This window comes from Pseudobacillus sp. FSL P4-0506 (assembly GCF_038003025.1).
Classification (GTDB): domain Bacteria; phylum Bacillota; class Bacilli; order Bacillales; family Domibacillaceae; genus Pseudobacillus.
Genome location: NZ_JBBOOI010000001.1, coordinates 432,501 through 449,445, shown reverse-complemented (window position 1 = coordinate 449,445; position 16,945 = coordinate 432,501). Strand labels below are relative to the sequence as shown.

Genomic DNA, 16,945 nt, shown 5'->3' with positions numbered 1-16,945 from the left:
AACTATGAACTGATCGGAAACGTTCAGCAGCTAAAAAAAACAGCCTTGCAAGATATCATAAATCTTGCAAGGCTGTTTTTTATTGATTGGGGCAATCTAGTTGCCAAACTATGCCGAATTTGTCTTGAAGTTTTGCGTAAGTAGAGCCCCAAAATGTAGTCTGTAATTCCATATGAATAGTTCCCTCTTGTTGCAGCTTCCCGTATACAGATTGGATATCTTCTTTGCTTTCAAAGGTCAGGGCAAGGGAAATTTGATTTCCTGTCTTTATCTCTTGTCCGGGAAACGTGTCTGAAACCATAAGGAGGAAATGTCCCTTTGCCAAACGGGCATGCATAATACGGTTGGCTGCTTCGGGAGGAGTGGGATAATCGGCTTCGCCAAATGTCTGAAGTCCTTGTATCTCAGCTTGAAAAGCCTCGGCATAAAAATTCAGTGCTTCTTTTGCATTTCCATTAAAAGTTAGATAAGGTGTAGTTTGTCCTTTCACATCGATCCCCCTTTTTTATCAATATTGAAACTATGGCTGTACGATGGCTGGCTGTCAATGCTAAATGGTAGGTAGAAAAACAATATAAAAAACCAGATTTTCAACAGACCGCTTGGATCTGTGAAAACCTGGTTTTTTTGCCGATGACCCGTACGGGATTCGAACCCGTGTTACCGCCGTGAAAGGGCGGTGTCTTAACCGCTTGACCAACGGGCCTTTATAATTAGTGATTCATTCATACTGCTAATAGATTTTGACTGCCTATTCCTTTGCAGAATACCAAAGCTATTCTCTAAAAGGTTCCTGTTGTATTCAAGTTTCATAGAGAGCAAAGTGAGTAGGGATTGCCAAAGAACGTGGCAATTAGTCTGCATTCCTTTAGAAACGACTGCTTTCGCTTTTTTAGTAGCGGCGGAGGGGATCGAACCCCCGACCTCACGGGTATGAACCGTACGCTCTAGCCAGCTGAGCTACACCGCCATGGGAAGTGAAAATTCAAGCACAATGACTATAATACTTAGGTTATAAGCTGTTGTCAATTAGTTTTTTTAGGGTTTATAAAAAAAGTGACTGTTCCTGTTGTCGAACGGTTTTTAGACAAGCCTTCTCTTTTTGACAAACTTTGAAAGGGTGGTTTTGTATAATGGCAGCAAAGAAACGTGGATGGGAGTTGTTAATATGGAGAAAGCGGAAAGAAGTTTGGCAGAGCCGGTCAATCATGTGGGATTGGAAGAAACAAAAGTGGAAGTGTTCAAGGGGCTTAAACAGTTTCTTACCCATTTGCAAGTGCTGTTGCTTGAAAAAGGGTTTATTTTGCTGCTCATTGGATTTTTGTTAGGCCGGGCATTGATACTGTCTCATTTAACGCCGTTTGGCCTGCCTTTTTTCGCTGCTGCTTTTATGCTAAGGCGTGATTGTGCGCCACTTGCTCTAATCGGTTTGCTTGCAGGGTCTTTAACCTTGTCCATTGAGCAAATGAGCTATTCCTTTTTTACAATTGCCGTGTTTCTCGTCGTCTACCGACTGCTAAAGAATTTTCATAAGGAAGATGCCGTATCACTGCCATTCTTTGTTTTCTTTACAGTCATGGCAGTAAAATCGGGATTTTCCTATTTTCAAAGCGGTCAGCAATTTGCACCCTATGATCTGTTAATGGCCGCGATTGAATCCTCATTAGCCTTTGTGCTTACACTTATCTTTATGCAGAGCATTCCCTTTTTATCACTCAAAAAACGGATAAAAGCGTTAAAGACTGAAGAGATTGTCAGCTTAATCATTATGCTTGCTTCCATTACATCGGGCACGATCGGCTGGTCGGTTTATGGTTTATCAATTGAACATATCTTCTCCAGATACTTGGTCTTAATTTTTTCTTTTATCTCTGGGGCGGCTGTTGGTTCCACTGTTGGTGTTGTCACTGGGTTAATATTTAGTCTTGCGAGTGTGTCCAGCTTCTTTCAGATGAGCTTGCTTGCTTTTGCTGGTTTACTTGGCGGATTATTAAAAGAGTGGCGAAAAGCAGGAGCGGCAGGCGGGCTGATTATCGCTACCTTGCTTGCTGGAATGTATGGAGAACAAGGGGTACCGCTCATGCAAACCTTATATGAATCCCTAGCAGCAGTAGCCCTTTTATTCTTAACGCCTAAAATCTTTACCGACCAGTTGGCTAAGCTCATACCCGGCACTGTAGAGCATTCAAATGAGCAGCAACAATATTTACGGAAGATGAGAGATGTGACAGCCAATAGAGTAGAACAATTTTCTGAAGTGTTCCAAGCACTATCAAAAAGCTTTTCCCAATATAACATTGAAGCACTGGATAATTACGAAGAGCGGGAACTAGACATGTTTTTAAGTCATGTTACTGAAAAAACATGTCAAACATGCTTTAAAAAAGAACAGTGCTGGACGAAAAACTTTCATCAAACCTACCATCTAATGAAAGATGTGCTTTATGAATTAGATGAGGGACAAGCAGGGTTAAGTCAAAGATTGTCGAGGGAGTTGGATACCCACTGCTTCCGCCCGGCGAGGGTAGAGGAAGCTATTAAACAGCAATTAACATACTACCAAGCAAACCAAAAGTTAAAAAAACAGGTGCAGGATAGCCGGAAGCTGGTGGCAGAGCAGCTGCGAGGCGTTTCTGAGGTAATGAGTGACTTTGCTGAAGAAATTCAGAGAGAACGGGAAAATCACTATAATCAGGAAGAGCAGATATTAGAAGCGATTGAAGCATTCGGTTTGGAGATTGACTATGTAGATATATACAGTTTGCAAAAAAGCAACGTTGACATTGAAATGAGTATTCCTTTTATTTATAACAGTCACGGGGAATGTCAGAAGATTATAGCTCCTATGCTTTCTGATATTTTAGGTGATAACGTGATTGTTCATAAGGAAGAATGTGAGGGAGGCCCTGCAGGTGTTTGTCATGTGATCTTTCGCTCTGCTAAAGCGTTTGCTGTTACAACAGGAGCGGCACATGCTGCTAAAGGCGGTGGATTAGTGTCAGGAGACAGTTACTCTACGATTGAGTTGGGGGCAGGAAAGTATGCCGTAGCGATTAGTGATGGGATGGGAAATGGAGAAAGGGCTCATTATGAAAGCCATGAAACTCTTCGCCTGCTACAGCAAATTTTAAAGTCAGGCATTGAAGAAAAAGTCGCCATTAAATCTGTTAACTCTATTCTTTCTTTGCGAACGACAGACGAGATCTTCTCGACTCTTGATCTGGTCATTATTGATTTGCAGGATGCGGTAGCAAACTTTTTGAAAGTGGGCTCGACACCAAGCTTTATTAAACGAGGCAGCAAAATAATGAAAATTGAAGCAAGCAACTTACCGATCGGTATTTTACAGGAATTTGAAGTGGATGTAGTGAGTGAACAATTGAAATCGGGCGATTTAATTATCATGATGAGTGACGGGATTTTTGAAGGCCCAAAGAATGTCGAGAACAAGGATCTTTGGATGAAAAGGAAAATACAGGAAATGGAAACAGAGGACCCACAAACGATTGCTGATTTACTTATTGAGGAAGTCATAAGAACAAGATCAGGAGAAATTGAAGATGATATGACAGTTGTAGTGGCCAAGGTAGAACACAACCTACCAAAGTGGACATCTATTCCAATGCAATTCGGTTTTTCAAAAAAGAAAAAGAAAATTTCTTAAAGCACTGAATTTATTTACAGAGAAGTATAAATTCCCCTCTTTCTGGCGAGGCTGAGGATAACTCGTAAAGGTTGGAGGGGTTACCATGAAACAAGGGACGATTAAGCAAATCTTACTGCTGACAGACGGCTGCTCGAATCACGGGGAAGATCCAGTTGCTATGGCTGCTCTCGCCCGGGAGCAGGGAATTACAGTTAATGTTATTGGAATTATAGATGATCATGCTACGGATCAGCGGGGACTTCAGGAAATTGATCAAATTGCTCTTTCGGGAGGAGGGATTAGCCAAACTGTTTGCACGAAGCAGCTTTCCCATACTGTTCAAATGGTCACGAGACAAGCGATGACCCAAACACTTCAAGGGGTGGTAAATGAACAATTAAAGAAGATCTTGCATAAGGAAACAGCGATGGAGGCTTTGCCGCCAGAAACTCGCGGTGAGGTAATGGAAGTAGTAGATGAGCTTGGAGAAACTGCTAACTTGGAGGTGTTAGTCTTAGTTGATACAAGTGCAAGTATGAAGAGCAAGCTTCCAACCGTGAAGGAGGCGCTCCTTGATTTATCGCTGAGTATGAACGCAAGAATGGGAAGCAGTCTCTTTTCCTTGTTTATATTTCCCGGGAAAAGAAAAGATACGGAGCAGCTGCTTGACTGGACACCAAAGCTTGAATCCTTAACATCGATGTTTTCAAAGCTGTCCCCTGGCGGTTTAACACCAACTGGCCCTGCTATTCGCGAAGCTATTTCCCGCTTTAAAACAAAACGAAGCCGGAAAGGCTGGTTATCAGATGGCGATGAATACATCGAAAAATCAGTTTAATATTCGCCGGGGAGCCGTCATACATGGTAAATGGCACAAGCAAGCCTATCTGGTGGAGCGAACGCTCGGCCAGGGAGCTACCGGTACAGTTTATTTAGTGAACGGAATGGATGGAGCAGCAGCGTTAAAGTTCAGTAATCCATTATCGATCACGGCTGAAATGAACGTTTTGAAGGCGTTTGCTAAGGTCCAGGGGTCTTCCCTTGGGCCTTCTTTATTAGATGCAGATGATTGGGAGAACAGTTATGGTGTGCACCCTTTTTATGTCATGGAATATATACAGGGGCCAACCCTTTCTGCTTTTATCCAGGCAAGAGGATCATCATGGATTGGTGTTTTGCTGTTACAGCTGCTGGAAAACTTACAGGCACTTCATGAAGCTGGCTGGATTTTCGGGGATATTAAACCGGATAATTTGATTGTGTCAGGACCGCCATATGCGCTCCGCTGCGTTGACGTTGGCGGGACGACTAAAATGGGGCGGGCTGTTAAAGAGTATACAGAGTTTTTTGATAGAGGCTACTGGCGTGCTGGTTCAAGAAAAGCAGAGCCCTCCTACGATTTATTTGCTACTGCAATGGTAGCGATTAATCTTGTTTACCCTGAAAGATTTTCCCGGAATGAAGAGGGCATAAAACAATTGGAAGCTAAAGTCAGACAAAAAAAAGAATTGCAAGCTATCGCGCCGGTATTAATTAAAGCCCTGCAGGGAAGGTATTCTGCAGCCCAGGCTATGCGTAAAGAGCTGCTGGCTGCTTTAAGCTATGAAAAGAAAAAAAGCGAGCAAGGTCACATGCGATCTGCTGTCCGCAAAACCAGCGGAAGGGTTTCGCTTAAACAAAAGAAAAGGAAAGAGCGTGGGCTGTATACACTGACTGTTGTCTTGTTTGTCGCAGTTATCTATGTTTTATACGTACTGACGGAACTGCTCATTTAAACATTAGTCTTTTCTTTTTGTTTGTTTTCTTTAGAAAGTGTTAATATAGTCAGTAAAAAGAGCAGGAAGAGGAACAAATGCTGGCATATGAAGAGAACGTCAAACAATTTATTACTCGTCATCGGTTAATCAGCAAGGGCGACAGAATTGCTGTCGGCATATCAGGAGGGCCAGATTCATTATCGATGCTTTCGTATTTGGAAAGCAGACGTAAAAAGTTAAATATCCAAGTATTCGCTCTTCATCTGGATCATATGTTCAGAGGAGAAGAGTCTTATGAGGAGCTAAAGTTTGTTGAGCAATTCTGCAAGGATAAAGACATTCCTTTTTATGCGGAAAGGATCAATATTGGACAGGAAATGAAAGAAACAGGTGGAGGATTACAGGAAGTATCACGCCGGGTACGCTACGAATTTTTTGAAAGGGGAATGAGAAAGTTTGCTGCTAACAAATTAGCGCTTGCCCATCACGGTGATGATCAGATAGAAACGGTTCTGATGCAGCTCGTGAAGGGAACTAGCAATCGCACAGGCATCCCTATTCGAAGAGCGCTAGGAGAAGGAGAAATTATTCGTCCACTTCTTTATGTGAATAAAGAAATGATTGAGGAATACTGCCTGCATTATCAACTTAACCCGCGCCGAGATCCGAGCAATGAAAAGCCTGTGTATACCCGCAATCGGTTTCGTCTTGAACTGCTTCCTTTTTTAAAGGAAGAAAATCGAAAAGTTCATGAGCATTTTCAAAGATTTAGTGAAGAGTTGAATGAAGACAACAGAATGTTGGAAGAATTAACAAAGGAGAAACTAAAGAATATATGGCAAAAGAATGACAGTAATTGCTCCTTGGAAATTGAGGGCTTTCTGATGATGCCTTTGCCTTTACAAAAAAGAGCGATTCATCTAATATTAAACTATCTTTATAAAGGAAAAAAGCCCTTCTCCTTCATACATATTCAACAGATTTTACAGCTTTTAAAGGAAGACAAATCCTCATGGAAATTGGACTTGCCGCATGGGCTGAAAGTCTGCCGGGAATATCAAGTGTGTGTCTTTGGATTTAACACTTCTGAAAAAAGGGAATATGTGTTTAAACTGACTTATGAAAACAAGGTTTCCTGGCCATATGGAGGTCAATTTATACTGACTGACAACATTCCCAAAGTAACGGGCGAATATGAGTATATGATTCTTGATGAGAAGGTCAAACTTCCACTTTATATCCGTACAAGGAAACAAGGCGACAAAATTCAGCCAAAGGGCATGAACGGTTCAAAAAAATTGAAAGACCTGTTTATTGATGAGAAAGTGGTCCTTGCAAGGCGCGATCAATGGCCAATTGTGACAGACAGCGAGGGGAAACTGCTCTGGGTGCCCGGATTAAAGAAGTCTAGGCATGAAAAAGCCGACTCCACTGGTAACCATTTAATATTAATTTATATACGCAATCACTTCTAGGAGGCTAACAAATTGCTAAATCAGGATATTGAGAAAGTACTCATTACCGAGGAAGAAATTCAAGAGAAAGTTAAGGAGCTCGGTCTTGAACTTACAGAAGAGTATAAAGACAAGTTTCCCCTCGTTATTGGAGTTTTAAAAGGAGCCATGCCTTTCATGTCTGATTTAATTAAGCGCATGGATACTTATTTAGAAATGGATTTCATGGATGTTTCCAGCTATGGCCGTTCGACAACTTCATCAGGGGAAGTCAAGATTGTTAAGGATTTGGATACATCAGTGGAAGGCAGGGACATACTCATTATTGAGGATATTATCGATAGCGGTTTAACGCTGAGCTATCTAGTGGAGCTTTTCCGATATAGAAAAGCAAAATCCATTAAGATTGTAACGCTTTTAGATAAGCCAACGGGCAGAAAGGCGAAAATTAAAGCCGACATGGTCGGGTTTAAAGTGCCTGATGAATTCGTTGTCGGTTATGGCCTTGACTTTGCAGAAAAATATCGGAACCTTCCTTACATCGGCGTTTTGAAACCAAAAATATATACAGAAGCGGATAACGATTAAGAAAGGTTGATCAGCATATATGAATAGGCCGATCCGCATGTCAAATAGTTGTAATGCCAAGATTTTCTATGATAGTATTGAATACAGTATTTTTACCGTGGGAGGAGGTAAGGGATGAGCCGGATTTTTCGTTATACCATATTTTATTTACTAGTTTTCCTTGTCATTATTGGGGTTGTCAGTTATTTCAATAACAATAATGAACCGAATAAGAATATAACGTACAATGAATTTGTTTCTTATCTGGAAAAAGATCAGGTGGAAACGTTCTCCATGCAGCCGGAGAGAGGGGTCTACGAGGTTCGTGGACAACTGAAGGGTGCGCAAGAAGGTGAATTTTTTCTTACTTACGTAATGAATAGTGAGAATATGCTGAACCGCATTGATGAAGCGGCAAAAGATTCTAAAGTAGAAATCTTACCTGCCAAAGAGACAAGCGGCTGGGTATCTTTCTTCACGACAATCATTCCTTTCTTAATTATTTTCCTTTTATTCTTCTTCTTATTGAACCAGGCACAGGGCGGCGGCAGCCGAGTGATGAATTTCGGAAAAAGCAAAGCCCGCTTGTACAATGATGAAAAGAAAAAAGTGCGCTTTAAGGATGTAGCGGGAGCCGACGAAGAAAAACAAGAGCTAGTAGAGGTTGTTGAATTCTTAAAGGACCCGCGCAAGTTCTCTGAGTTAGGTGCAAGAATTCCGAAGGGGGTTCTTTTAGTCGGACCTCCGGGAACCGGTAAAACATTGCTTGCGAGAGCGGCAGCAGGAGAAGCGGGCGTACCATTCTTCTCCATTAGTGGTTCTGACTTTGTGGAAATGTTTGTTGGGGTCGGGGCTTCTCGTGTACGCGATTTGTTTGAAAATGCAAAAAAGAATGCTCCATGTATCATCTTCATCGATGAGATTGACGCAGTGGGTCGTCAACGTGGTGCCGGTCTTGGCGGCGGACATGACGAACGTGAACAGACATTGAACCAGCTATTAGTTGAAATGGATGGATTTAGTGCCAATGAAGGAATCATTATTATTGCCGCAACAAACCGTCCTGACATTCTAGACCCTGCCTTATTGCGTCCAGGCCGTTTCGACCGTCAAATCACAGTTGATCGCCCGGATGTAAATGGCCGTGAAGCGGTACTCCGCGTTCATGCACGTAACAAGCCGCTTGATGATTCGATTGATTTAAAAGCGATTGCGATGAGAACGCCAGGCTTCTCTGGTGCCGATCTCGAAAACTTATTAAACGAAGCAGCGCTTGTAGCTGCACGCCGTAATAAAAAGAAAATTGATATGCGTGATATCGATGAAGCAACAGATCGAGTGATCGCTGGTCCTGCAAAGAAGAGCCGCGTTATTTCTCAGAAAGAGAGAAAAATTGTTGCTTTCCACGAAGCGGGACATACTGTGATCGGTCTTGTGCTTGATGAAGCCGACATGGTTCATAAGGTAACCATCGTTCCGCGTGGTCAAGCTGGCGGTTATGCCGTTATGCTACCAAGAGAGGATCGTTACTTTATGACGAAGCCAGAGCTTCTTGATAAAATCACCGGTTTGTTAGGTGGTCGTGTGTCTGAAGATCTCATCTTTGGTGAAGTATCAACTGGTGCACACAATGACTTCCAGCGTGCGACAGGCATTGCCCGCCGTATGGTGACGGAATTTGGAATGAGTGACAAACTAGGACCGCTTCAATTTGGTCAGAGTTCTGGTGGTCAGGTATTCCTTGGACGCGACTTTAATAATGAACAAAATTATTCAGATGCGATTGCATACGAGATTGATTTGGAAATCCAAAGAATTATCAAGGAATGCTATGAGCGTGCGAAGAATATCTTAACGGAAAATCGCGAGAAGCTGGAATTAATTGCGAATACTCTTCTTGAGGTAGAAACACTTGACGCCGCTCAAATTAAACATCTCGTTGATCATGGCACATTGCCAGAGCGCAAGTATGAAGCAGATGAAGGAACAGAAACGCTGAAGCTTTCTAAAGATGAACAGGTTGTTGTCAATGTACAGAAGAAGGAAGAGCCTTCTCAAACGGACAACACAGCGCCTGCTTCTGGTGAAAAGGAACAGCAGCCAATTGATCAGGAAGATGATCCAAAAGCATAATAGAAAACGCCGATGAAAATCGGCGTTTTTTTTGCTTTATAGGAAATGATAAATTGAAACTCCCTCTATTTTTCTGTTTGTCGTCCGGCTTATGTATCTTTTGTTAAATAAGAAAAAAGGATGCAGTCAGCAACAGACTTTTTTAAAAAAATCCTTTATTTTGGAATGCGTGACATAATGATGTTACCGCTTTTATGTGATATGATGAATGGCAGCAATAAAAGTTTAAATGAGTGTGGTGAGAGTCTTGATATTTGTGTTGGATGTAGGGAATACAAATACTGTGCTAGGCGTTTATGAAGAAGACGAGTTGAAATTTCACTGGCGGATCGAAACGAGCCGCAATAAAACGGAAGACGAGTACGGCATGGTCATTAAAAGCCTTTTTCAGCATGTCGGAATTACTTTCGATCAAATTGAAGGGATTATCATCTCTTCCGTAGTGCCGCCAATTATGTTTTCGTTGGAGCAAATGTGTCAAAAATACTTTAATATAAAGCCAATGATCGTCGGTCCTGGTATGAAAACCGGTTTAAATATTAAATATGAAAATCCGAGGGAAGTAGGGGCAGACCGGATTGTTAATGCGGTAGCTGCTATTCATGAATACGGCAGTCCTTTAATCATTGTAGATTTTGGAACAGCTACAACGTACTGTTATATTGATGAGGACGGGCATTACATGGGTGGTGCCATCGCTCCAGGCATTACGATTTCTACCGAGGCTCTTTATTCAAGAGCAGCCAAGCTGCCTCGTATAGAAATCATTAGACCCGACCATATTGTTGGGAAAAATACAGTTTCCGCTATGCAGGCTGGGATATTGTATGGATATGTAGGGCAAGTAGACGGTATTGTCAACCGGATGAAGGAGCAAAGCAAAAAACAGCCGACTGTAGTAGCAACTGGGGGGCTTGCTCCTTTGATTGGAGAAGAAGCGCAATCAATTGATATTATTGATCCGCTATTAACGCTTAAAGGGTTATGTCTGATTTATAAACGCAACCTTTAAGAAGAAAGGAGTTTTCCTGTGAAAGATTATTTAGTAAAAGCATTAGCATATGAGGGACAAGTTCGTGCGTATGCGGTGGATACAACGGAGACGATAAATGAAGCGCAAAGAAGGCACTACACGTGGCCGACTGCTTCTGCAGCGATGGGCCGGGCGATGACGGCTGGCGTTATGATGGGAGCTATGCTTAAAGGTGAAGAAAAAATTACAATTAAAATAGAGGGAGGCGGACCAATTGGAGCTATTCTGGTTGACGCCAACTCAAAAGGGAAAGTTCGAGGCTACGTTACCAATCCACAAACCCATTTTGATTTAAATGAACACGGCAAGCTAGATGTTCGTCGTGCTGTTGGTACAGAGGGAATGCTGACGGTTGTGAAAGATCTTGGGCTTCGCGAACACTTTACTGGTCAAACTCCAATTGTTTCTGGAGAGCTGGGAGAGGACTTTACCTACTACTTCGTGGCATCCGAACAAGTTCCGTCATCTGTAGGGGTTGGAGTATTGGTTAATCCGGATAACTCGATCTTAGCGGCTGGGGGGTTTGTAATTCAAATTATGCCTGGAGCTGAGGAAGAGGTAATCTCTACGATTGAGGAAAAGATTTCGAGCATGACCCCGATTTCTAAATTGATCGAAAAGGGACTGTCTCCTGAAGAGATCCTTTATTATATTTTAGGAGAAGAAAATGTAAAAATCCTTGATCATATGCCAGTTGGCTTTGAGTGCACTTGCTCAAAAGAGCGGTTTGGCAATGCCATTATCAGCCTTGGAAAAGAGGAAATCCAGGAAATGATCGATGAGGATGGTCAAGCAGAAGCACAATGCCATTTCTGTAACGAAAAATATCTTTTCACAAAAGATGAGCTTGAGGAATTAAAAGCAGCAGCTTCTATTTAATTGAATCAAATTGAAAAAACCTGCTGACAAAAAAGTTTTGCAGGTTTTTTTATAATTAACACGTATATTAAAAAGTAAAACGATTGACTTTTAATAAAAAGATTGGTAAATTCTATATAACCAATAAAAATACTTGGTATTGAGGTGGATAAAATGGTACGTGTAGCAAATTCAGTAGCTGAATTAGTCGGTCAAACTCCAATTGTTAAATTGAATAACGTAGTAAATGAAAACAGTGCAGATGTATATTTAAAGCTGGAATATATGAATCCTGGAAGCAGTGTAAAAGATCGGATTGCCCTTGCAATGATTACGGAGGCAGAGGAGAGCGGTAATCTTCAAGAAGGCGGAACAATCATTGAGCCAACGAGCGGTAACACTGGAATAGGATTGGCAATGATCGCAGCGGCAAAAGGGTATCGTGCTATCCTTGTTATGCCAGAAACTATGAGTATGGAGCGTCGCAATCTGCTTCGTGCTTATGGTGCTGAACTTGTATTAACGCCTGGCTCTGAAGGAATGAACGGAGCTATTCGCAAAGCAAAAGAACTGGCTGAAGAGAATGGCTACTTTATGCCTCAACAATTTGAAAATGAAGCAAATCCAGAGATTCACCGAAAAACAACAGGAAAAGAAATTGTTGAGCAAATGGATCAAGTGGATGCTTTCATTTCTGGTATCGGTACAGGTGGAACGATTACTGGAGCCGGCCAAGTGCTGAAAGAAAAGTTCCCTGAAGTAAAAGTGTATGCAGTAGAGCCAGCGGATTCTCCAGTTCTCTCTGGAGGAAAGCCGGGACCTCACAAAATACAAGGAATTGGAGCAGGCTTTGTTCCAAAAGTACTGGATACAGACGTATATGATGAAGTCATTAAAATTACAAATGATGAAGCCTTTGAAACGGCCCGAAAAGTAGCTCGTGAAGAAGGGATTTTAGGTGGAATATCATCTGGAGCAGCCGTTGCTGCCGCCTTGCAAGTAGCGGAAAAGCTTGGGAAAGGTAAGAAAGTGCTGGCAATCATTCCTAGTAACGGAGAACGCTATTTAAGTACCCCGTTGTATAACTTTGAAGAAAATTAATTAAATGAATTGAAAAGCAGACTGAGAAATCAGTCTGTTTTTATTTTTGTATCGTTTAGGCATGTTAAAATAAAAGAAGAGCAGAAAGATGAAAGGAGCAAAAAAATGAAAGTTTCCGCAGGACCATATGAATTAGATTTCACGAAAAAAACATACATTATGGGGATTTTAAATACAACGCCAGATTCATTTTCTGATGGCGGGCGTTATAACGAGATAGAGACAGCTGTTCAGCATGCAGAAGAGATGGTGAGTGAAGGAGCAGACATCATCGATATTGGTGGAGAGTCGACGCGGCCAGGGTATGCTGCTGTGTCAGCAGAGGAAGAGTTGAAGAGAGTGTTGCCAATTATCCAGGCCGTATCTGCTAGTGTGGACGTGCCGCTTTCGATTGATACATATAAAGCGGAAACGGCAAGACAATCGATAGAAGCTGGTGCTCATATTATTAATGATATTTGGGGAGCAAAAAGAGACCCCGAGATTGCGGTGGTAGCTGCTGAGAAAAATGTGCCAATTATTCTCACGCATAATCGAGACAACATGGATTATGGTTCCTTTATCCGAGATGTATTGCTTGATTTGTATGAAAGTATTGAGATTGCCATGAAAGCGGGCGTTCCCGAAGAAAAGATTATTCTTGATCCTGGGATTGGATTCGCCAAGGATATGGAACAGCATCTACTTATGCTGAGAAACATGGACAAAGTAGCTGCTCTTGGATTCCCGGTGTTGCTTGGTGCTTCGCGAAAAAGAATTGTCGGGCATGTACTCGATCTGCCAGTAGGAGAAAGAATGGAAGGAACAGGGGCTATTTGCTGTTATGGTATTGAAAGTGGCTGCCATGTTCTTCGTATTCATGATGTAAAGCCGATCAGCCGAATGGCGAAAATGATGGACGCTTTAGTTGGAAAGGGAGGAGGAAATGGATAAAATTTACGTAACCGGTATGGAGTTTTATGGTTATCATGGTGTGTTCCCAGAAGAGAACAAACTTGGCCAACGCTTTCGAGTCGACGCTGTACTTGAGGTTTCCTTGCGAAAGGCAGGACAGTCGGATAACCTTGAGGATTCTGTAAATTACGGGGAAGTTTATCAAGTCTGCAAAGAGATTGTAGAGAACCGTACTTTTAAATTGGTAGAAGCAGTTGCTGAGCATATCTCCCTGGCTCTTTTAGAAAGTTTCCCTAAAGTGACTGCTTGCACGATAAAGGTTATTAAGCCTGATCCACCTATTCCAGGTCATTACAATCATGTAGCTGTTGAAATAATGAGGAGAAGAATAGAAAATGAATAATAGAGCTTTCTTATCATTAGGAACAAATATAGGGGACAGGTTGGCCAATCTGCAAATGGCAATTCATCTGCTACATTCACAGGATGTTATTACTATAGAGAAACTCTCTTCTATTTATGAAACAGAACCGGTTGGTTATACGGATCAGCCTGCTTTTTTAAATATGGTTATTCAAATAAGCACCTCTCTGTCTGCGGAAGAGCTGCTGGAATTATGTTTATCTGTTGAACAAAAACTTGGAAGGGTTAGGGAATTCAGATGGGGGCCGCGAATAATAGACCTTGACATTTTATTGTATAATCAAGACAATATTGAATCAGAGAAACTTATCGTTCCGCACCCAAGAATGCATGAACGCGCTTTTGTTCTCGTTCCTTTAATAGAGATAGATCCAACCATTTGTTTTCCAGGGAGTGATAGGCCTCTTGAAAAAGCACTTTCAAGTATGCAGGAAAGGGAAGGGGTGCGCCTATGGAAACCGAACAGTGGGGAAGAAGGATTCGGGCTTTCAGAAAGTTGAAGGGATTTACTCAAGAACGCCTTGCCCATCAGCTCGGCATATCTGTTTCTGTGCTTGGTGAAGTGGAAAGAGGCAGCCGCCCGCTAACTGATGAGCTGTTAAGGGAAATATCGAAAGCTTTGCATATATCAATTGATGAACTTTGTCCGCCGGAAAAGAAGTAGAAAGGTGATGAATATGTTAAAGATCGGAAACATCGAGATGAAAAACCCGGTGGTACTTGCTCCGATGGCAGGAATTTGTAATTCTGCTTTTCGTCTGACAGTAAAAGAATTTGGTGCCGGTCTTGTATGTGCTGAAATGGTCAGCGACAAAGGAATTGTTTTTCAGAATGAAAAAACAATGAATATGCTCTATATTGATGAGAGAGAAAAACCGCTTAGCCTGCAAATTTTTGGAGGTAAAAAAGAATCGCTCGTACAAGCTGCAAGCTTTGTCGACAAACATACAAATGCCGATATTATTGATATTAATATGGGTTGTCCAGTTCCTAAAATTACAAAGTGTGACGCGGGAGCTAAATGGCTGCTTGATCCGAACAAGATTTATGAAATGGTATCGGCTGTAGTGGATGCTGTTGATAAGCCGGTCACAGTAAAAATGCGTATGGGTTGGGATGAAGAGCATATTTATGCGGTGGAAAATGCCCGAGCTGTAGAGAGAGCAGGTGGACAGGCGATAGCCCTTCACGGCCGGACTCGTGTACAAATGTATGAAGGGACAGCGAACTGGGATATCATTAAAGAAGTAAAACAGTCAGTCAACATCCCGATCATTGGAAATGGAGATGTCCAAACTCCACAGGATGCTAAGCGGATGCTTGAAGAAACAGGTGTTGATGGAGTGATGATTGGTCGTGCTGCCCTAGGAAATCCATGGATGATTTATCGCACGGTAAAATATTTAGAAACAGGCGAATTAATTGAAGAACCTACAGCGCGTGAAAAAATCGATGTTTGTTTATTGCACCTTGACCGTCTTATTGCTTTGAAAAACGAGAACATTGCTGTACGTGAAATGCGAAAGCATGCTGCTTGGTATTTAAAGGGTATCCGTGGCAATGCTGGCGTACGTAAAGAAATTAACTACTGTGAGACGAGAGAGCAATTAGTTAGCTTGCTGTCTACTTTCGTTCAAGAGGTAGAAGAAAAAGAAGCGGCTGTCCAAGCCGGATAACTTGTAAGGGTGACCATAGGAATAGGAGTGAATGGAATGAGTGAGGAATTAAACGATCAGCTGCTGGTCAGAAGAGAAAAAATGCAGGCGTTAAGAGATAAAGGGCTCGATCCTTTTGGCAAACGCTTCGAACGCACACATACAGCTCAAGGCATTTTGGCTGCATATGAGGAGCTTTCCAAGGAAGAATTAGAAGAAAAAGAAATAGAAGTAAAAATTGCTGGACGTATTATGACAAAGCGTGGAAAAGGAAAAGCTGGGTTTGCCCATGTGCAAGATTTAACAGGACAGATTCAAATTTACGTGCGCAAAGACGCAGTCGGGGACGAAGCTTACGAATTATTTAATATGACAGATCTAGGTGACATTGTTGGCATTACTGGTACAATCTTTAAAACAAAAGTGGGAGAGCTTTCAATTAAAGTTAATCATTATGAGTTCTTAACGAAAGCTTTGCGTCCGCTTCCTGATAAGTTTCATGGGTTGAAAGACATTGAACAGCGTTACCGTCAGCGTTATTTGGATTTGATTACGAGTCCGGATAGTCAACAGACGTTTATTACACGCAGCCGTATTATTCAGTCGATGAGACGCTATTTGGATGACCATGGCTATTTAGAGGTAGAGACGCCGATGATGCATTCAATTGCGGGAGGAGCTTCTGCTCGTCCATTTATTACACATCACAATGCGCTTGATATGGAATTGTATATGCGTATTGCTATCGAACTTCATTTAAAACGCCTGATTGTAGGAGGCATGGAAAAAGTATATGAAATCGGTCGCGTATTCCGTAATGAAGGAGTTTCTACTCGCCACAATCCGGAATTTACGATGATTGAATTGTATGAAGCCTATGCAGACTATGAAGATATCATGCGCTTAACAGAAAACTTAATTGCTCATATTGCTCGTGAAGTGCATGGCACCACAACAATCGCGTATGGGGAATATGAAGTGAATTTAGAACCACAATGGCGTCGTTTACACATGGTTGATGCCGTTAAAGAATATACAGGTGTCGATTTCTGGCAAGAAATGACGGACGAACAAGCCCGTGCGCTGGCTAAAGAACATGGGATTGAATATAAAGAAACAATGCAATATGGGCATATTGTTAATGAGTTCTTTGAGCAAAAAGTAGAGGAAAAATTGATTCAACCTACTTTCATCTATGGTCACCCGGTTGAAATCTCTCCACTTGCTAAGAAAAACGATGAAGATCCACGCTTTACAGATCGTTTTGAATTATTTATCGTTGGTCGTGAACACGCAAATGCATTTACAGAGTTAAATGATCCAATTGATCAACGTGAACGCTTTGAGGCACAGCTGAAAGAGCGTGAGCAAGGAAATGACGAAGCGCATGAAATGGATGATGACTTTGTTGAGGCGTTGGAATA

General features: G+C 41.9%; 16 protein-coding genes and 2 tRNA genes (1 of these 18 running past the window's edge). 15 read left to right on the top strand and 3 right to left on the bottom strand.

The window, feature by feature from the left end; translation table 11 throughout:
• Window positions 1-79 precede the first annotated feature (79 nt).
• The 3 genes from MKZ02_RS02285 to MKZ02_RS02275 form a co-directional block, all read right to left on the bottom strand.
• Window positions 80-490 (bottom strand): VOC family protein, encoded by a 411-nt coding sequence (locus MKZ02_RS02285; protein ID WP_340851625.1) that lies wholly within the window; start codon window positions 488-490, stop codon window positions 80-82.
• 144 nt (window positions 491-634) lie between these two features.
• Window positions 635-706 (bottom strand) — tRNA-Glu (locus MKZ02_RS02280).
• Between the two features lie 190 nt (window positions 707-896).
• Window positions 897-970, bottom strand: a tRNA-Met gene (locus MKZ02_RS02275).
• Between the two features lie 198 nt (window positions 971-1,168).
• Between MKZ02_RS02275 and spoIIE the strand changes: the two genes are divergently transcribed.
• The 15 genes from spoIIE to lysS form a co-directional block, all read left to right on the top strand.
• On the top strand, window positions 1,169-3,664 hold the full coding sequence (gene spoIIE / locus MKZ02_RS02270; RefSeq protein ID WP_120035821.1) for a stage II sporulation protein E: 2,496 nt from the start codon (window positions 1,169-1,171) through the stop codon (window positions 3,662-3,664).
• 85 nt (window positions 3,665-3,749) lie between these two features.
• Window positions 3,750-4,484 (top strand): VWA domain-containing protein, encoded by a 735-nt coding sequence (locus MKZ02_RS02265; protein ID WP_120035822.1) that lies wholly within the window; start codon window positions 3,750-3,752, stop codon window positions 4,482-4,484.
• A complete protein-coding gene (locus MKZ02_RS02260; RefSeq protein WP_340851621.1) occupies window positions 4,453-5,421 on the top strand; it encodes a protein kinase domain-containing protein in 969 nt (322 codons plus the stop codon). Before MKZ02_RS02265 ends, MKZ02_RS02260 begins: the two co-directional genes overlap by 32 nt.
• A 77-nt stretch (window positions 5,422-5,498) precedes the next feature.
• Window positions 5,499-6,878, top strand: coding sequence for a tRNA lysidine(34) synthetase TilS (gene tilS, locus MKZ02_RS02255; RefSeq protein ID WP_120035823.1), 1,380 nt, complete (start codon window positions 5,499-5,501; stop codon window positions 6,876-6,878).
• A 12-nt stretch (window positions 6,879-6,890) separates the two neighbouring features.
• On the top strand, window positions 6,891-7,445 hold the full coding sequence (gene hpt / locus MKZ02_RS02250) for a hypoxanthine phosphoribosyltransferase (RefSeq protein WP_120035824.1): 555 nt from the start codon (window positions 6,891-6,893) through the stop codon (window positions 7,443-7,445).
• Between the two features lie 114 nt (window positions 7,446-7,559).
• Window positions 7,560-9,557 carry an ATP-dependent zinc metalloprotease FtsH gene (gene ftsH, locus MKZ02_RS02245; protein ID WP_120035825.1) on the top strand — a complete coding sequence of 666 codons (1,998 nt, stop codon included), beginning with the start codon at window positions 7,560-7,562 and terminating at the stop codon, window positions 9,555-9,557.
• Between the two features lie 247 nt (window positions 9,558-9,804).
• Window positions 9,805-10,569 (top strand): type III pantothenate kinase, encoded by a 765-nt coding sequence (locus MKZ02_RS02240; protein WP_120035826.1) that lies wholly within the window; start codon window positions 9,805-9,807, stop codon window positions 10,567-10,569.
• An 18-nt stretch (window positions 10,570-10,587) separates the two neighbouring features.
• The gene (gene hslO / locus MKZ02_RS02235; protein ID WP_340851617.1) at window positions 10,588-11,469 is read left to right on the top strand and encodes an Hsp33 family molecular chaperone HslO; all 882 of its coding nucleotides are present in this window, start codon (window positions 10,588-10,590) and stop codon (window positions 11,467-11,469) included.
• 153 nt (window positions 11,470-11,622) lie between these two features.
• Window positions 11,623-12,549, top strand: coding sequence for a cysteine synthase A (cysK, locus tag MKZ02_RS02230; protein WP_120035827.1), 927 nt, complete (start codon window positions 11,623-11,625; stop codon window positions 12,547-12,549).
• Window positions 12,550-12,654: 105 nt separating this feature from the next.
• Window positions 12,655-13,482: a dihydropteroate synthase gene (gene folP / locus MKZ02_RS02225; RefSeq protein WP_340851616.1), complete on the top strand. Its 828-nt coding sequence runs from the start codon at window positions 12,655-12,657 to the stop codon at window positions 13,480-13,482.
• Window positions 13,475-13,846, top strand: a complete 372-nt coding sequence (folB, locus tag MKZ02_RS02220) for a dihydroneopterin aldolase (RefSeq protein ID WP_120035829.1) — start codon at window positions 13,475-13,477, stop codon at window positions 13,844-13,846. The genes folP and folB overlap by 8 nt, the downstream gene beginning before the upstream one ends.
• A complete protein-coding gene (folK, locus tag MKZ02_RS02215) occupies window positions 13,839-14,366 on the top strand; it encodes a 2-amino-4-hydroxy-6-hydroxymethyldihydropteridine diphosphokinase (protein ID WP_340851613.1) in 528 nt (175 codons plus the stop codon). The genes folB and folK overlap by 8 nt, the downstream gene beginning before the upstream one ends.
• Complete coding sequence (locus MKZ02_RS02210) at window positions 14,318-14,530, top strand: helix-turn-helix domain-containing protein (protein ID WP_120035831.1); 213 nt, start codon at window positions 14,318-14,320, stop codon at window positions 14,528-14,530. The genes folK and MKZ02_RS02210 overlap by 49 nt, the downstream gene beginning before the upstream one ends.
• 13 nt (window positions 14,531-14,543) lie before the next feature.
• Window positions 14,544-15,542: a tRNA dihydrouridine synthase DusB gene (gene dusB, locus MKZ02_RS02205; RefSeq protein ID WP_120035832.1), complete on the top strand. Its 999-nt coding sequence runs from the start codon at window positions 14,544-14,546 to the stop codon at window positions 15,540-15,542.
• A gap of 36 nt (window positions 15,543-15,578) precedes the next feature.
• Window positions 15,579-16,945, top strand: the 5' portion of a protein-coding gene (gene lysS / locus MKZ02_RS02200) for a lysine--tRNA ligase (RefSeq protein ID WP_120035833.1). It continues 118 nt past the right edge of the window; only the first 1,367 of its 1,485 coding nucleotides appear in the window; the start codon lies at window positions 15,579-15,581; its stop codon lies off the right edge, out of view.

Bases quoted from the DNA above. Each gene is read 5' to 3' on its own strand.
- spoIIE (WP_120035821.1), top strand. From the start codon at position 1,169: ATGGAGAAAGCGGAAAGAAGTTTGGCAGAGCCGGTCAATCATGTGGGA.
- MKZ02_RS02265 (WP_120035822.1), top strand. From the start codon at position 3,750: ATGAAACAAGGGACGATTAAGCAAATCTTACTGCTGACAGACGGCTGC.
- MKZ02_RS02260 (WP_340851621.1), top strand. From the start codon at position 4,453: ATGGCGATGAATACATCGAAAAATCAGTTTAATATTCGCCGGGGAGCC.
- tilS (WP_120035823.1), top strand. From the start codon at position 5,499: ATGCTGGCATATGAAGAGAACGTCAAACAATTTATTACTCGTCATCGG.
- ftsH (WP_120035825.1), top strand. From the start codon at position 7,560: ATGAGCCGGATTTTTCGTTATACCATATTTTATTTACTAGTTTTCCTT.
- cysK (WP_120035827.1), top strand. From the start codon at position 11,623: ATGGTACGTGTAGCAAATTCAGTAGCTGAATTAGTCGGTCAAACTCCA.
- folP (WP_340851616.1), top strand. From the start codon at position 12,655: ATGAAAGTTTCCGCAGGACCATATGAATTAGATTTCACGAAAAAAACA.
- folB (WP_120035829.1), top strand. From the start codon at position 13,475: ATGGATAAAATTTACGTAACCGGTATGGAGTTTTATGGTTATCATGGT.
- folK (WP_340851613.1), top strand. From the start codon at position 13,839: ATGAATAATAGAGCTTTCTTATCATTAGGAACAAATATAGGGGACAGG.
- MKZ02_RS02210 (WP_120035831.1), top strand. From the start codon at position 14,318: ATGGAAACCGAACAGTGGGGAAGAAGGATTCGGGCTTTCAGAAAGTTG.
- dusB (WP_120035832.1), top strand. From the start codon at position 14,544: ATGTTAAAGATCGGAAACATCGAGATGAAAAACCCGGTGGTACTTGCT.